The organism is Streptomyces sp. NBC_01351 (assembly GCF_036237315.1).
Taxonomy (GTDB): Bacteria; Actinomycetota; Actinomycetes; order Streptomycetales; family Streptomycetaceae; genus Streptomyces.
Genome location: NZ_CP108356.1, coordinates 233,438 through 247,152, shown reverse-complemented (window position 1 = coordinate 247,152; position 13,715 = coordinate 233,438). Strand labels below are relative to the sequence as shown.

Below are 13,715 nucleotides of genomic sequence, written 5' to 3'. Positions count from 1 at the left end.
GTACCGCCCCGCCCGCGGCCGGACATGGAAAGGAGCGGGCATGCCTTCGGAGCAATCGAAGCGCGCAGTCCCGTCGAAGGGCCCCTTCCAGTGGGCCGACCGCATGATCACTTGGGCGTTCTTCCTGGCTTCGGCGAAGGGCGACCGAGCGGAGGCCGCGCGGGAACTCGCCGAGACGGAGGAGGCCATGGCGGCGACCAAGGCCGCCCGTGCCGGAGGGATCGGCCGGAAGTCCGAGCCCGTGTGGGTGCAGGCCATGTCGACGCTCGGGTTCCGCGCGGGCGCCTGGTTCGTGATCGCCGCACTCGTGCTCGTCGGCGGGCTGTTCCTGCCCCGTACGGAGCCGGCCGGGTACCTCACCGTGACGGTCGCGGCCTTCCCCGCGGCCCTGTGCGTCTCCCGCGAGGCAGGCCACGAGATCGCCCGCTCGGCGCTGCGCCGGGCCAGGCTGACGGAACGCGGCAGGCTCTGGTACTCCCGCGTGCAGCACGACGGGTTCGTCGCGCTGCTGGTCCTGCCCCTGTGGGCGGCCTGCGCCGCGGCCGTCCAGCCCTGGGCCTGACCCCCGCGTGCCGCGGCTCCCGTTCCGGAGCCGCGGCACTGCCGGCGGTATCGCCGGTTGCCCGGGGCCCCGTTCAGTCCACAAGCACACCGGGGTTGAGGATGCCCCGCGGATCGAGCGCTCCCTTCGCGGCCCGCAGGGCGAGGGCGAATGGCTCGGGACGCTGGCGGTCATAGCCCGGACGGTGGTCCCGGCCGACGGCGTGGTGGTGGGTGATGGTCGCCCGGTGGCGGTGCAGGACCTCGACCGCGACGGCCTTGAGGTCGTCCCAGAGGGCGTCCTCGTCACCGGCCCGGCCGGCAGCCAGGACGGTGAAATAGGGCGCCGCCCCGTCCGGATAGACGTGCGTCAGACGGCAGTTGACGGTGGCGGGGTGGCCGGTGGCCTTCAGCGCCGCCGCACCGACCTCGGTGCGCACCGCGTCGATCAGGCCGGGTATCCGGTCCCACGTGGCTGCCGTCTCGAAGGTCTCCGCGACGGCGCCCATCCTGGCCAGACCGTCGCGGAGGTAGGGCATCCGCAGAAAGGCCGAACGCCAGGCGCCCACGGCCTCGTCGCCGCCGGGGCCCTCGCCCGTACCGGAGGTCCCGCCGTACCGGCCGCCGTGCGAGCGGGCCAGGCCGACGGCCCGTTCGAGCCGGGCGGTCACCGGTTCGTCCGCCGACTCGAACCCCAGGACCAGCACGGCGGAACCGTCCTGCGCCGCGCCCGACAACGCGGCCTCGCCGGCGTCCAGCAGACGGCAGTTGGCGGGGGAGAGGTCGGACTGCGCGATGGCGCGCACCGCCCGGAGCGCGTCGTCGAAGCCGGCGAAGAAGACCGCGGCCGACGCCTTGTGCCGGGGCCGTTCCTGTAGACGGACCCACGCCTCGGTGATGACGCCGAGGGCACCTTCGGAGCCCAGGAACAGCCGGTCGGGGGAGGGACCCGCCCCGGAGGCGGGCAGGCGCCAGGAGCTGCTCGTGCCCGCCGGGGTGACAACACGCAACGACTGCACGAAGTCGTCTATGTGCGTACGGCCAGTGGCGTAGTGGCCGCCTGCGCGGGTGGCGAGCCAGCCCCCGAGGGTGGAGAACTCGAAGCTCTGCGGGAAGTGCCGCAGGGTGAGTCCGTGGGGCCGCAGCTGGTCCTCCAGGCTCGGCCCGAGGGTGCCGGCCTGGATGCGCGCGGCCCGGCCTTCGGCGTCCACCTCCAGGACGCGTCCCATGGCGGTCAGGTCGAGGGACAGCACCGCCCGGTGGGCGTCGCCGCGGTACTCGACGCCCCCGGAGACCGAGGAACCCCCGCCGTACGGGACGACGGCGACCTGCCGTTCACCGGCCCACTCCAGCAGGTCGGCCACGTCCCGCTCGTCCGTCGGGCGGGCGACGAGATCGGGGATGCGGCCGGGCCGCCCGCGCAGGGCACGCACCACGTCGCGGTACGCCTTCCCCATGGCGTGGGCGGCGCGGTCCCCGGGCTCGGCGCTGACCAGGTGGGCGAGGCTCCGCGGGGGTTCGACCGCGGGGGCGCCCATGCCCAGGTCGCGGACGCGGGGGACGGGGAGCGGGCGGGCGAGGGTGCCGGGGAGCAGGGCGCCCATCGCGGCGCATTCCGCGTCGTCGGGGTGCGCGTCCGTCCAGCCCCATCCCCACCAGGAGCGGGTACGGGACGTCGGCTGCGGGGTGGTGCCGGCCATGGATGCGCTCCAGAGATCGCGGGAACTTACCTGTAGGTAAATTACCTACTGATAATATCGACGCATGGCAACCCCGATGGCAACCCCACCTTCGAAAGCCGGTACCAAGGGAGTCCCGCGAGAGCGCCGCCGGGAGCAGTTGCTGGAGGCCGCCACGGAGGAGTTCGGCACCCGCGGCTACGCGGCCGCGTCACTCCCCGCGATCGCCGCGCGCGTGGGCGTCACCAAGACGCTGCTGCACCAGTACCTCGGCACCAAGGAGGATCTGTACGTCGCCTGCCTGGTGCCCATCGGGGACCGGCTCCTGGAGGCCATCCGGACGGCGATGGGCGCCGACGGGGGAGCGCCGGAAACACCCCTCCGCGTGCTGCGCGGCATCTTCGAGGCCCTGGAGGGACAGCGGGAGGCGTGGTTCGTGGTGTACGACACCACGCTGCCCCCAGGGGGTGAGGCCGAGCGCCGGGCCTCCGGGTACTGGTCGGCCATCGACCGGCTTGCCGCAGGCGGTACCGCCGAACTGCTGCGAGCGGCCGGATCCGCCGACCCGCTGGACGCCGACGCGCTCAAGTACGTCTGGCGGGACCTGGTCGCCACCCTCGTCCGCTGGTGGGTCAAGCACCCGGAGCAAACCCCGGAGGCCATGACGCAGCGCTGCGCCCGCCTCTTCGCGGCCGCCGCGACCCTCACCTCCGACGGCCGCTGAAGCTGCAGGCGAAGCCCGGCCCTGCCGGCCCTCCTCCGTCCGCAGGGCCTCGTCGCCCCGACCTCTACCTCTACCTCGCGCCACGCGCTTCCCACCTGTGCGCCGCGCGGAACCGGGTCATCATGGATGGAGGCCGCCGGACCTCCGTCCGGCCGCCGGGCCTCCGCGTCGCGGCAGGCCCGATTCGGGAGGTGACTCGCGGACATGGACGAATCGCGCAGAGCCTGGGCCGTGATCGGCGTCGTCGTCGCCGTCATCCTCCTGAACCTCGCCGCCATCGTCCTGATGAACGCCATCGGACTGTGACCGTGTGACGCTCGCTCGTGGCGCCACGGAGTCCGCGGCATAGCGGCACTCGCCTGCGGCGGTGCTCCCGCGGCTCAGGCCGCCTTTGCCCAAGCCCTGCTCTGCCTCGCCCGACGCCGAGAAGACGTCCTCTTCGCCATGCTCCGTGACGGCACCTTCTGCCCATCCCGGCCCGCGGTAGCCGTCACATGACCAGTGGCTCGGCAAGGAGGGCGACTCGGGTCGGCCTCACCATCGAAGCCGAGCAGCGGATGGCCGTAACCGCCCTGCGGATCCATCGGGACCGGCTTGCCCAAGCACCGCCCGATCTCCCGCAAGAAGCCGCAGAACACATCCAGTCGCTCCTGACCCTGCAACTTCCGCAGGCCAACGTCAAAGTCAATGACCTCGTCGAGAGTGGGGGCCCCGCCACGCAGGGGAGTGACGGCCCCTTGCCGCTCGCCCATTCCTGTCTATCCGTCAATTTTCCTCATGAGAGCGGTAGTTAGTCGACATCTGGCCAAGGAAGGGACTGCCTGGACCCTTGCTGCGCCGCCCCATTTCGCGAATGATGCTCCCGGTGTGTCGGCCGACGGTGGTCGTGATCCGCCCGCCATCTCGAACCCGACCGGCCAGGAGGCACGCTTTGCGGACGAACCGTCACATCCGGAGATCGTTAGTGGTCGTCGGCGCCGCCCTCGCGCTGGTGGTCGGCGTTCCCCAGGTGGCCTTCGCGGCGCCACCCCCGGCCCTGCCCAGCCAGGCGGAAGCGATCGAGCTGGCCTTCCAGCCGGCCTATGACTACGACACCGACGGCTGCTACCCGACGCCTGCCATAGGCCCGAACGGAGCTCTCAACGGCGGCCTCAGTCCTACCGGTGCCCTCAACGGCAATTGCCGGGACGCCTCGGACCTCGACAACACCAACGGCTACTCCCGCTGGAAGTGCAACAACGGCTGGTGCGCCGTGATCTACGCCCTGTACTTCGAGAAGGACCAGGCCATCCCAGGCATCAGTCTGGGCGGCCACCGCCACGACTGGGAGCACGTGGTGGTGTGGGTCCAGGGCAACGAGGCCAAGTACGTCTCGACTTCCGCCCACGGCGACTTCGTCATCCACACACGCGACCAGATCCGCTGGGACGGCACCCACCCCAAGATCGTCTATCACAAGGACGGCGTCGGCACACACTGCTTCCGCGCGGCGAACACGAACGACGAACCGCCCGAGAACCACCGCCGCGCCTGGCAGTACCCCGCCCTCGTCGGGTGGTCCGGCTACCCTGCGACACTCCGCGACAAGCTCAGCCAGGCCGATTTCGGCAGCGCGCATTTCGGCCTGAAGGACAGCGCCTTCGCATCCCACCTGGCGGAAGCCAAGCCGGCGGGCATCACCTTCGACCCGTACCTGTAGTCGGCCCACCTGGCCCCACCTGGCGGCCCACCTGGCACACCGCGGGCGCCGGCCCCCTGCTCTGAACGGGACCGGTCCCCGCGGCGTCGCGCACCCGGCACGCATCGTTGCCTGCCTCGGTGCCCACCTCGCCCTTGGCGACGGAACATCATCCTCCGCAGGGCTGCTCTCCTCTCCCCGGTCGGTTGCCGTCCGCGGTGTGCCTCGGGAATGGCAGGCCCCGCATGTTCAAGAGCCGCGAATTCGCCATGGGTGCCGGTCACCCTGCGTCGGTGCTCTGCCGCATGATGACCTCATGAACACCGAGATCGTCGTCCACGTTGAAGACAAACGAGGCTCAGCCGACCCAACGTGAGTACGGCAGCGTCCCGGGCCCGCACCACTGGGGATCACAGCTCGGCTGTCGGGCGTTGGAAGGTCAAAGGGAGCGATCTGTTGCACACACCGCACCACCCGAGCGATGAGGAGGATCCGATGAGCACGGCCGACGAGGGACGGCAGTGGCCGGACGAAGTGAGTGTCGACAACGTGAGGACGACGTTGCTGCAGCTCCTCGCTCGGGCGGGAGTCCCTCACGGTGACGCGCGGCACCTGATCGGTCTCCTTGAGGCGGGTGCATTGGCCCTCGCGCACGAGGAGCTGAGCGGTGATCGGAGCGCGCCGGGGGACAAGGGCGAGGCCTACGAGTCGGGCTGGCTCGACGGCGCCGGGGACCTCTTGGGGGAGCTCGGCGCCGTCGTCGAGCGGACCCTGCTACGGGTCGTGGGGCCAGACGACCGACAGGACCAGGCGGGGGAGCGTCCTCGGGTCGGGCGCATGGAGGTGGAGTGGGCGCGGGTAGCGGTCACACCTCTGCACCTGTCGTTCACCGAGGTCTCGGAGCTGGATCCGGAGGTGACCGAGGAGGTCCTCGGCGCGGTCCTCGGCACGATGAGCCCGCGGCAGCGGGCCGGGTACGCCGGGCGGCTGACGGAGTTCGTCGCGGCCCACCGGGTCCGGCTGGAGCGGCTGTTCGCGGCGTTCGGACCGGGCAGTTCCATCACGGTGCACGGCCGCTATTCCCTCCTCCACTCGGTCACGAGCATCGCCGTGCTGGAGCGGCTCGTCGCCGCACCCCAGGAGCTGCGCGAGGAGTGGGACGCGGCAGAGCTGCCGCCCGCGTGGCTTGACGGGCTGACGGCCGCCTGGAACGCCCCGGCCTGACCGCCGTCTTCGGAGCGGTCATCGCCGCCCTGGCCCGGCCGCAGCTCGTAGCCCTCACGGTCGAAGCCGGAAGAGGGCCCGCGGCCCTGTCCGGTGGACAGGAACTCACGGAACACTCGTGCGGAGCGCGGGTTCTGGCTGCACTGCCAGACACCGTGCGGGCAGTAGTCGGTAATGCTGTGGTAGAGCGGCTTGTGCTTGGCGATCCAGGCCAGCATGTGCCGCATGTAGTCGGGGTTGTCGCCGTTGCGGAACAACCCCCACTCGGGGTACGAGATCCGCTTGCCGTGCGCCTTCGCGAAGTCGACCTGCTGCTGGAGTCCGTACGGCTGGGTGACCTGCTCGTCGAACGTACGCCCGGGTTCCTGGTCGTAGGAGTCCATGCCGATGACGTCGACCACGTCGTCGCCGGGGTAGCACCTGGTCCAGGCGATCGCGTCACCGCCGCGGTTGGGGGAGAAGTCGAAACGGAACCGCTGCCCCTCCACGGTGCGCATGACAGCCACGATGCGCCGCCAGTACCTCTTCCAGTTCTCGGGGTCGGGCCGGCATCGGTGGGTGTAGTTGAAGCCGTTCATTTCCCAGCCGAGCACGATCACCGTGTCCGGCACCCCGAGGGCGACCAGACGCTCGGCCAGCCGCCGGAAGTGGTGGTCGTACGAACCCTGCGCGCCGGAGCGGATCAGTTCGGCGACGCGGCCGTCCGGGACGCCGGCCTCGTTGCGCTCCAGCATGGGGACGTTCAGGACGAACAGCCGATCGGCTCTCGCCTTGCGCCACCGTGCCCAGCTGCGCAGGGAATCGGGTGCACCCTCGATGTTCGACCAGGTGTCGCCGGGCAGGTAGGTGTGCCCGGCTCGCAGGTCGGTACCGCCGAGCCAGCGCGAGAGCTCCTGCATCCGCTCGACGCCGGGCGTGCCGTAGTGGAGATAGGCGCCGATCGCGACGTCGGTCCCGCCCCTGCTGCCGGAAGACTCCTGCGGGGGCGTGGCGAGGGAGCCCCCGGTAGCGAGCAGGCCGGCGGCGACCGTACTCACACAGGCGCCCGCCAGCCGGCGGCCTCGATGGGGCATGACGCCTCCACAAGCTCTGCGAACCGATGTGTCGGACACAGCGACGTTAGGCATCTCATCTACCCTGCGGCCTCTCCGGTGGCCCGATGCTGGGCCATTCGCGGCGGCCGACCGCCTCCGCTTGGCCCGACCAGGTGAAAACCACCACCCTCATCCGCGCGTCGGGGCATGCAGAAGGGCCCGGATCGTCGAGGATCCGGGCCCTTCTGGTTAGTAGCGGGGACAGGATTTGAACCTGCGACCTCTGGGTTATGAGCCCAGCGAGCTACCGAGCTGCTCCACCCCGCGTCGGTAAACCTCACCCTACGGCACTGCGGGCCGCCCCCTGACCACTCGTCCCGGCGTCGGTGTCGACCGCGGTCGACAGCGTCCGCAACGAGGGCCCCACCCGCTGGACCCGGCCACGCCTTGAGCCGGGCTCCAGCACGCCGATGAGCCGGGCCCGTGGCACGGCCGTAGAACGAAGCGACGCCCACCCTTCGCCCCCTCGTCGGTTCGCGGAGTGGAGTCCTCGCGAGGCAAGTGGTCCGGCCGGCTGCCGCCGGCGTCGTCCGCCCCGGCCGGTGTTCCGGACGTAGCGGTGCTGCCCGGGCGGCAGTGCTGGGCGTTGATCTCCCCACCACCGCGGAATGTCGAGGGCGAAGCCGTGCTACGGAGCCTGGCCGGGGTGGTGGACGGTCTGATGGTCACGTGCGTGGGCGGAACGGACGACCTGGACCGGATCGCCGAGCTCAGCCCGGGCACCCCGCTGATCCCCGTCATCGACAGCGCCGAGGCGCTGCGCCGAGCGCCCTCGCCGGCCCGCCACCAGGCCGTCGTACGGCTCGGCTTCACCAGCCGTCACGCCTGCCCGGACTTCACCGACGGCATGCTGTCGGTGCAGGCCACGGCCGCCTGGGTGTACCGGATCGTCGCCGCGGCCTCGGCGGCCGCGCATCTGCCCGGTCCGGTGGGCGGAATCTGGCCCGGCCCGCGGCGGTGGCGGGCGAAGCGGCCCGGACGGCGGCCGAGGGCTTCACCGGCTACTGCGTCTCCCAGCCGGAACACCTGGCGGACGCAGCGGCCGCCCTCGCCTCGCCCGCTCGCAAGCGCAGCGGGAGCCGCGGCGTGCACCGGGTGTCCGCGCGACTGGGGGCAGGGGCAGGGGCAGGGGCTGCGGCACCCTGATCGCGGTCGCCGACCCGGACGCGGCATAGGTGCGCGGGCCAGGGGCGCCGTTCACGGTCTCCGCCCCGGCCGTCCCCGCGCGACCGACCTCGACCTCGGCTCCACCGCTTTCCCGCCCCGCCCGCCCCGCCCGCGCCCTGCGCCGAACCGCGCCTGCGACCGGCGGATGACGGCGGGTCGGCCGCCCCCGCGCCCCCATGTCCCTGCCGCATGCGATCCAGGACGCCCACCGCGTCACGGACCCGGAGCGCAGCCCCTGGAGCCGTACGGCGATACTGGCGCGATGCCGGACACGCCGACCACTGCCCTGGACCCGGAACCCATATCCGCCGATCCGCCGCACACGGCGGACCGCCCGCTGCTCACCCAGTCCTGGCTCGACCTGGCCTTCCTGCACTGGGCGGTCGACCCCGCCGACGTGGCACCGCTGCTGCCGCCCGGAGCCGTGCCCGACACGCTGGACGGGGTCACGTACGTCGGTCTCGTCGCCTTCCGGATGCACCGGGTCGGCTGGTTCCGCCTGCCCGGGATCCCGTACCTCGGCAGCTTCCCGGAGACCAATGTCCGCCTCTACTCCGTGGACGCGCACGGGCGACGGGGCGTGGTCTTCCGCTCGCTCGACGCCTCCCGCCTGATCCCGGTGGCCGTCGCCCGGGCCGGGTTCCGCCTGCCGTACGTCTGGTCGCGGATGGCCGTTTGCCACGAAGGTGACACCGTCACGTACACCAGCAGCCGGCGCTGGCCCGGGCCGCGGGGCGCGCACAGCAGGATCGCCGTACGGGTCGGCGAGCGCATCGAGGCCCCCACCGCGCTCGAACACTTCCTCACCGCCCGCTGGGGCATGCACAGCGCCTTCTTCGGACGGGCGCTCTACCTCCCAAACTCCCACCCCCGCTGGCCGCTGCACCGCGCCGAACTCCTCGACTGTGACGAGAGCTTGGTCGCGGCAGCCGGCCTGCCCGCACCGGCCGGACCGCCCGTGAGCGTGCTGTACTCACCGGGAGTCCCGGTCAGTTTCGGACGTCCGCCCAACCGGCCCGGCGGCATCCCCACTCCCTGAATTCGGCCGTGGCCGAGGTCCGCGAGAATGGGGACCTCTTCAGACGCTGTCCCGGCGTTGCCATCGGCTGTGCCTGGCCACGTCTGCTGGGAGACACCAGATCGAGGCAGGAGCACTGTGACCACTACCAACCGCTGGCACCTGCAAGGCACCGGTGGTCACGCCTACTCCGGTGAGGAAGCCAGACAGCTGCTTCGACATCGGTGGGACTGGGGGAGCCAGGAGACGTGGTTCGAGGATGACGCGGGGCGGCTCTTGGCCGTGGTCACCAACGGAGAACGCGCGATGGTCGTGTTGCTGGAGAGGGAAGACGAACCGGGTGAGCATCTCGTCGATCCGCGAGGCGAAGGCTTCTCCGGTGACTATCGGCTGTCCAACGGTCAGGTCGACACCTACGCCGACCGGGACACGGTCGCCTTCGATGTCGCCGGCCACGCCCTGGCGCACTTCATCGAGCACGACACCTGGCCCACCGAGGTGACCGTCGAAACCGACTGCGGCTGCGGCGAAGACCGCAGCTGAAGAGACCCTGCCTCACCTCGCCGGAGGAGAACCCGTCCGCAGAGGTCAAGAGCTTCTACCTCTGATCTTGGCCAGTGCTCCGCCCTTCAGGGCGGGGGTGAAGGCCATCCCTGACCCGGAGGCGCGGAGCGCCGGAGTCCTCTGCGCCTCCGGGGTGACGGTCAGACGGGACGCTGCTGGTTTTCGATGTACTGCTTGACGGCGGTCAGGGGTGCTCCGCCGCACGATCCGGCGAAGTAGGAGCCGGACCAGAAGTGCCCGCCCCACAGGTACCGGCGGACATGGCTGGCGTACTCCTGGCGGAGCCTGCGGGAGCTGACGCCCTTGAGGGAGTTGACCAGTTTGGAGAGCTGGACTTTCGGCGGGTAGTGCACGAGCAGGTGCACGTGGTCCTGTTCTCCGTTGAACTGTTTCAATTCGGCCTCGAAGTCGGCGCAGACCTCCCGCATGATCTCTTCGGTGCGGGTCAGCATCGCGTCGGTGAACGCTTCCCGCCTGTACTTGGTGACGAAAACCAAGTGAACGTGCAGGTTGTAGACAACATGGCGACCGGTTCTGACATCGGGATGAGGGTTCCAGCGCGGTGACATAAACCAATGCTAGGTTCCCGATTGTGAGTCAAGACACCCTGGTCAAGCGGCAGTTCGGGCATCGCGCCCGGCTTTTGCTGTCGCCTGCCCAGGTGTTGAGGACTGACGGCCAGGCCCACGCGGCCCGTACGATGTGGAACCTTCTCCACGCGTGGTGGCGGATGATGCCGAAGGAAATGCGGACTCTCGCGAACGCGGACGCCGCGATCCGACAAGCCCGCGAGGACATCGACTTCCTGGCCGTCCTTCCCGCGCAGGCCGCGCAAGCGGTACTCAAGACGTACTTCCAGGCGTGGAAGAACTGCTGGGACGGCCGGGCCGACGCCCCGAACTTCAAGGGCCGGTTCCGCACGGTGATGTCCGTGGACATCCCGCAGGGCCGCGACCTGAACATCACCCGCGTGCACCGCCGCTGGGGCATGGCCAACATTCCCAAGGCGGGCCGGGTCCGCTTCCGGTGGACCAAAGACCTTCCAGTCGGCAAGCGTGCAGGCGCGGAGAACCGGATCACCGGGGCCCGGCTGGTCAAGGACGCGCTCGGCTGGCACATCGCCTTCCGTGTCCAGACCTTGGAGGCCAAGCCCGCACCCCACCAGGGACCGGACGTCGGCATCGACGTGGGCGTCACCGTGCCCCTCGCCCTCTCGGACGGGACGACGCACGAGCACGGCGAGTGGCTGACCGGTCGAGAGAAGGCCAAGCTCCTTCGTTTGGAGCAGCGTGCCGCGCAGCGTAAGCGCCACCGCAAGCCCGGCGAGCGCACCAGCCGTCGGCTGCACCGCACCTATGACCAGATCGCAGGACTCCGCGCGAAAGCCAAGCGCAGAGCCCTGGACTGGCAGCATCAAACAACCACCGCCATCGCCCGCACATACGGCACCGTCGTGGTCGAAGCACTCACCATCACGAACATGGTCAAATCCGCCAGGGGAACCACCGAGGAACCGGGGAAGAACGTCGCCCAGAAAACCGGGCTGAACCGCTCCATCCACGGGGAGGCATGGGGCCGGACGGTCAGCATGCTGGCGTACAAGACCGCCCAGTACGGCGGCACCCTCGTCAAGGTCCCTGCCCCCGGCACCTCGCGGCGCTGTTCCGTCTGCGGCTTAACCACGCCCGGCAGCCGGGAGTCCCAGGCCGTGTTCGTGTGCAAGAACCCGGACTGCGGATGGTCGGGCAATGCCGACCACAACGCAGCCCGCAACGTCCTGCACCTGTACCGGATGGGCCTCGCGCTCATCCCGGCTGCCGGAAGGGCAGTCGTCAGGCGCGCGAAGCGCGTCAAACCCGCTACCGCAAGGTAAGCAGGAATCTCCCGGCTTCAGCCGGGAGAGCACTTCAATTGGGAGCCACCCGGCAGGCGGACACCGCGGTCCCGTTGGTCACGCCGCCCGCGGTCAGGCCTGACACGCACTCGTCGTGGCCACCGCCAAGTCCGACGTAACACGCCGCCCGGATGGAGGCCGGGGCCTCCCCGCCCTGCAGCTCCCGCTCGACCTGGTTGATGCAGGCCGTGACGTCGGCGTGGGCGGCGGGGGCCGTGAAGGCCACGCCACCGAGCGCGAAGGTCAGGCCGGTGAGGACACTTGCGATACGGATGGACGTGCGCATGGGAGATACCTGCTCTCCGGGATCGTCGCGCGGCCCGGGAGCTGAGTGTTGCCGGATCCGCGTGGGAACGGCGCCGAGCACATGAGGGCCCGCGCGCAACCAGTGGCCCGCGCTCGGCTGGGATTCCGTCCCCCCCTTCGATGCTAGATCAGCCCCCGCCTGCCGCACCCGCTACGCCTTCCGCGCGGACGTCCAGCCCCGGCGGCGGAGGCTTTCGAAGCCGTCCAGGAGGAGGTCCAGGGCGAATTCGAACTCGAACTGGTCGTCGCAGCCGCCACCGACCGTCGAGCCCCCGTCGTGCGCGGCCGTCGCGGCCAGTTCCGCGATGTGCGGGTAGTGCGCCGCCAGCCCGGGGTCCGGAGGCCCGGAGGGGCCCGAGGTGTCGAACAGCTCCTGGCTGAAGCCGAGCAGGCGGCTGCCCATCGCATGCATGACGTGGTGCGTGAGGTCGGCGGAGAGGCCGCCTTCCCGGAAACTCCCGGCCATCGAGTCCAGGTACGCCAGCACGGCCGGGGTGGGGCCGGTCCGCGACTCGATGACCCGGGCCGCCCAAGGGTGGCGCAGCAGGACCCGCCGGGCCGAGAGGATCCGATCGCGGACCACGCGCTGCCAGTCGGTGCCCGCGGCCGGCGGGTCGATCTCGCCGACGACGGCGTCGGCCATGCCGTCGAGCAGCTCTTCCTTGTTGGCCACGTGCTTGTAGAGGGCCATCGGTACGACGTCCAGCTCCTGCGCGAGCCTGCGCATGCTGAGCGCGTCGATGCCGGTGGCGTCGGCGAGCGCGACGGCGGCGCGCAGGACGCGGTCCCTGTTCAGGGGGATCCGTTGCGTGTGCGTGGCTTCCTGCCGGGTCATTCCGGTTCGGCCCCTTCCCTCCTCGACGGCGGCCTCTGCTTGACGAGTGTACGCCGTACACCCTAGGGTCACTGCCAGGTGTACGGCGTACACCACACGCTGAGCGAGAGGTGCCGAGAAGATGAGTCCGGACCGGAGAACCGCGGTGGCCACCGGGTCGCTGTTCCTGCTGACGGAGGTCGCCGCGATAGCCGGGGCGATTCTGTACCGCCCCTTGCTGGGCGCGGCGGACGGCCGGCTCGCGCAGGGCGCAGACACGCAGGCACTGCTCGGGGTGCTCTGCGAGGTGGCGCTGGTGGTGGCGGTGGCCGGTACCGGGGCGGCGCTCTTCCCCGTCCTGCGGCGCCACGGCGAGGGGCTCGCGCTCGGGTACGCCTTCGGGCGGCTGCTGGAGGCGGCCGTCATCGCCCTCGGAATCGTGGCCGTCCTGGCGCTCGTCACCCTCCGGCGGGACGCGGGGGCATCGGACGGCGCCGACGCCGCGCTGATGGCCGTACACGACTGGACGTTCCTGCTCGGACCCAACATCGCCCTCGGCCTGAACACCGTCGTGCTCGCGTATCTGGCGTACCGCACACGGCTCGTGCCGCGCTTCATCGCCGTGCTAGGCCTGATCGGCGGGCCGCTGATCTGCGCCTCGGCCGTCGCCGTGATGTTCGGGGCCTATGCGCAGCTCTCCGCGGCGGGGGCGGTCGCCGCGCTCCCGGTGTTCGCCTGGGAGCTGGGGCTGGCCGGGTGGCTGATCGTCAGGGGGTTCGGGCCCGGCTCGGGCACCGCGTCCCGGGCAGACGGAGAAGTGGCTGATCCGACAGGCGCCCGCCGGTGAGGCCACCCCGAGTTTGACGGCGGTACCGGAGGCGCGACGCACCGGGACTGGCGTACTCGGATCGGCTGAGGTGCGTCACGCTCCGCTTCGCTGATCCAGTCGGGCAACAAGTGACCTGTGCGTTCGCGGACCAGAGCCTGGCCGGGCCGGAGGCAGCGACACTTCC

General features: G+C 70.9%; 13 protein-coding genes, 1 tRNA gene and 2 pseudogenes. 8 read left to right on the top strand and 8 right to left on the bottom strand.

Annotated features, from left to right (window positions below; translation table 11 throughout):
* Nucleotides 1-40 precede the first annotated feature (40 nt).
* Nucleotides 41-562 (top strand): hypothetical protein, encoded by a 522-nt coding sequence (locus OG625_RS01305; protein ID WP_329376065.1) that lies wholly within the window; start codon nt 41-43, stop codon nt 560-562.
* Nucleotides 563-635: 73 nt separating this feature from the next.
* Here the strand turns inward: OG625_RS01305 and OG625_RS01300 are convergent, their stop codons facing one another.
* Entirely contained in the window at nt 636-2,240 is a 1,605-nt protein-coding gene (locus OG625_RS01300; protein ID WP_329376063.1) for an FAD-binding oxidoreductase, read from the bottom strand.
* A 76-nt stretch (nt 2,241-2,316) separates the two neighbouring features.
* Here OG625_RS01300 and OG625_RS01295 point away from each other — a divergent pair, with 76 nt between their 5' ends.
* On the top strand, nt 2,317-2,943 hold the full coding sequence (locus tag OG625_RS01295) for a TetR/AcrR family transcriptional regulator (protein ID WP_329390368.1): 627 nt from the start codon (nt 2,317-2,319) through the stop codon (nt 2,941-2,943).
* A gap of 490 nt (nt 2,944-3,433) precedes the next feature.
* Here OG625_RS01295 and OG625_RS01290 read toward each other — a convergent pair.
* A pseudogene (locus OG625_RS01290) lies at nt 3,434-3,641 on the bottom strand (hypothetical protein); the annotation flags it as partial.
* Between the two features lie 233 nt (nt 3,642-3,874).
* Between OG625_RS01290 and OG625_RS01285 the strand changes: the two are divergent.
* Together OG625_RS01285 and OG625_RS41365 are read left to right on the top strand one after the other, a co-directional pair.
* Nucleotides 3,875-4,642: an NPP1 family protein gene (locus OG625_RS01285; protein WP_329376061.1), complete on the top strand. Its 768-nt coding sequence runs from the start codon at nt 3,875-3,877 to the stop codon at nt 4,640-4,642.
* Between the two features lie 474 nt (nt 4,643-5,116).
* Entirely contained in the window at nt 5,117-5,845 is a 729-nt protein-coding gene (locus tag OG625_RS41365) for a hypothetical protein (protein ID WP_443067657.1), read from the top strand.
* A gap of 341 nt (nt 5,846-6,186) precedes the next feature.
* On the opposite strand, the pseudogene OG625_RS41360 reads toward OG625_RS41365, so the two are convergent.
* From OG625_RS41360 to OG625_RS01270, 3 genes and pseudogenes are all read right to left on the bottom strand, one after another.
* Nucleotides 6,187-6,423, bottom strand: a pseudogene (locus OG625_RS41360) (glycosyl hydrolase); the annotation flags it as partial.
* Nucleotides 6,424-7,132: 709 nt separating this feature from the next.
* A tRNA-Met gene (locus OG625_RS01275) sits at nt 7,133-7,206 on the bottom strand.
* A gap of 552 nt (nt 7,207-7,758) precedes the next feature.
* Nucleotides 7,759-7,965, bottom strand: a complete 207-nt coding sequence (locus OG625_RS01270; RefSeq protein ID WP_329376057.1) for a hypothetical protein — start codon at nt 7,963-7,965, stop codon at nt 7,759-7,761.
* Between the two features lie 403 nt (nt 7,966-8,368).
* Between OG625_RS01270 and OG625_RS01265 the strand changes: the two genes are divergently transcribed.
* Nucleotides 8,369-9,145: a YqjF family protein gene (locus OG625_RS01265; RefSeq protein ID WP_329376055.1), complete on the top strand. Its 777-nt coding sequence runs from the start codon at nt 8,369-8,371 to the stop codon at nt 9,143-9,145.
* Nucleotides 9,146-9,262: 117 nt separating this feature from the next.
* Entirely contained in the window at nt 9,263-9,667 is a 405-nt protein-coding gene (locus OG625_RS01260; protein ID WP_329376053.1) for a hypothetical protein, read from the top strand.
* 161 nt (nt 9,668-9,828) lie between these two features.
* Here OG625_RS01260 and tnpA read toward each other — a convergent pair whose 3' ends face one another.
* Nucleotides 9,829-10,257: an IS200/IS605 family transposase gene (gene tnpA / locus OG625_RS01255; protein WP_329376051.1), complete on the bottom strand. Its 429-nt coding sequence runs from the start codon at nt 10,255-10,257 to the stop codon at nt 9,829-9,831.
* Between the two features lie 23 nt (nt 10,258-10,280).
* On the opposite strand from tnpA, the gene OG625_RS01250 reads away from it, so the two are divergent.
* Entirely contained in the window at nt 10,281-11,561 is a 1,281-nt protein-coding gene (locus OG625_RS01250) for an RNA-guided endonuclease InsQ/TnpB family protein (RefSeq protein WP_329376049.1), read from the top strand.
* 34 nt (nt 11,562-11,595) lie between these two features.
* On the opposite strand, the gene OG625_RS01245 is transcribed toward OG625_RS01250, so the two are convergent.
* Nucleotides 11,596-11,868: a hypothetical protein gene (locus OG625_RS01245; protein ID WP_329376048.1), complete on the bottom strand. Its 273-nt coding sequence runs from the start codon at nt 11,866-11,868 to the stop codon at nt 11,596-11,598.
* Between the two features lie 171 nt (nt 11,869-12,039).
* Nucleotides 12,040-12,723 carry a TetR/AcrR family transcriptional regulator C-terminal domain-containing protein gene (locus OG625_RS01240; RefSeq protein ID WP_329376046.1) on the bottom strand — a complete coding sequence of 228 codons (684 nt, stop codon included), beginning with the start codon at nt 12,721-12,723 and terminating at the stop codon, nt 12,040-12,042.
* Between the two features lie 121 nt (nt 12,724-12,844).
* Here OG625_RS01240 and OG625_RS01235 point away from each other — a divergent pair, with 121 nt between their 5' ends.
* Nucleotides 12,845-13,549 carry a DUF4386 domain-containing protein gene (locus OG625_RS01235; RefSeq protein WP_329376044.1) on the top strand — a complete coding sequence of 235 codons (705 nt, stop codon included), beginning with the start codon at nt 12,845-12,847 and terminating at the stop codon, nt 13,547-13,549.
* Nucleotides 13,550-13,715 lie beyond the last annotated feature (166 nt).

Excerpts from the sequence above, each read along its gene's own strand:
- OG625_RS01305 (WP_329376065.1), top strand. The coding sequence starts at position 41 with ATGCCTTCGGAGCAATCGAAGCGCGCAGTCCCGTCGAAGGGCCCCTTC.
- OG625_RS01300 (WP_329376063.1), bottom strand. The coding sequence starts at position 2,240 with ATGGCCGGCACCACCCCGCAGCCGACGTCCCGTACCCGCTCCTGGTGG.
- OG625_RS01245 (WP_329376048.1), bottom strand. The coding sequence starts at position 11,868 with ATGCGCACGTCCATCCGTATCGCAAGTGTCCTCACCGGCCTGACCTTC.
- OG625_RS01235 (WP_329376044.1), top strand. The coding sequence starts at position 12,845 with ATGAGTCCGGACCGGAGAACCGCGGTGGCCACCGGGTCGCTGTTCCTG.
- OG625_RS01240 (WP_329376046.1), bottom strand. The coding sequence starts at position 12,723 with ATGACCCGGCAGGAAGCCACGCACACGCAACGGATCCCCCTGAACAGG.
- OG625_RS01265 (WP_329376055.1), top strand. The coding sequence starts at position 8,369 with ATGCCGGACACGCCGACCACTGCCCTGGACCCGGAACCCATATCCGCC.
- OG625_RS01295 (WP_329390368.1), top strand. The coding sequence starts at position 2,317 with ATGGCAACCCCACCTTCGAAAGCCGGTACCAAGGGAGTCCCGCGAGAG.
- tnpA (WP_329376051.1), bottom strand. The coding sequence starts at position 10,257 with ATGTCACCGCGCTGGAACCCTCATCCCGATGTCAGAACCGGTCGCCAT.
- OG625_RS41365 (WP_443067657.1), top strand. The coding sequence starts at position 5,117 with ATGAGCACGGCCGACGAGGGACGGCAGTGGCCGGACGAAGTGAGTGTC.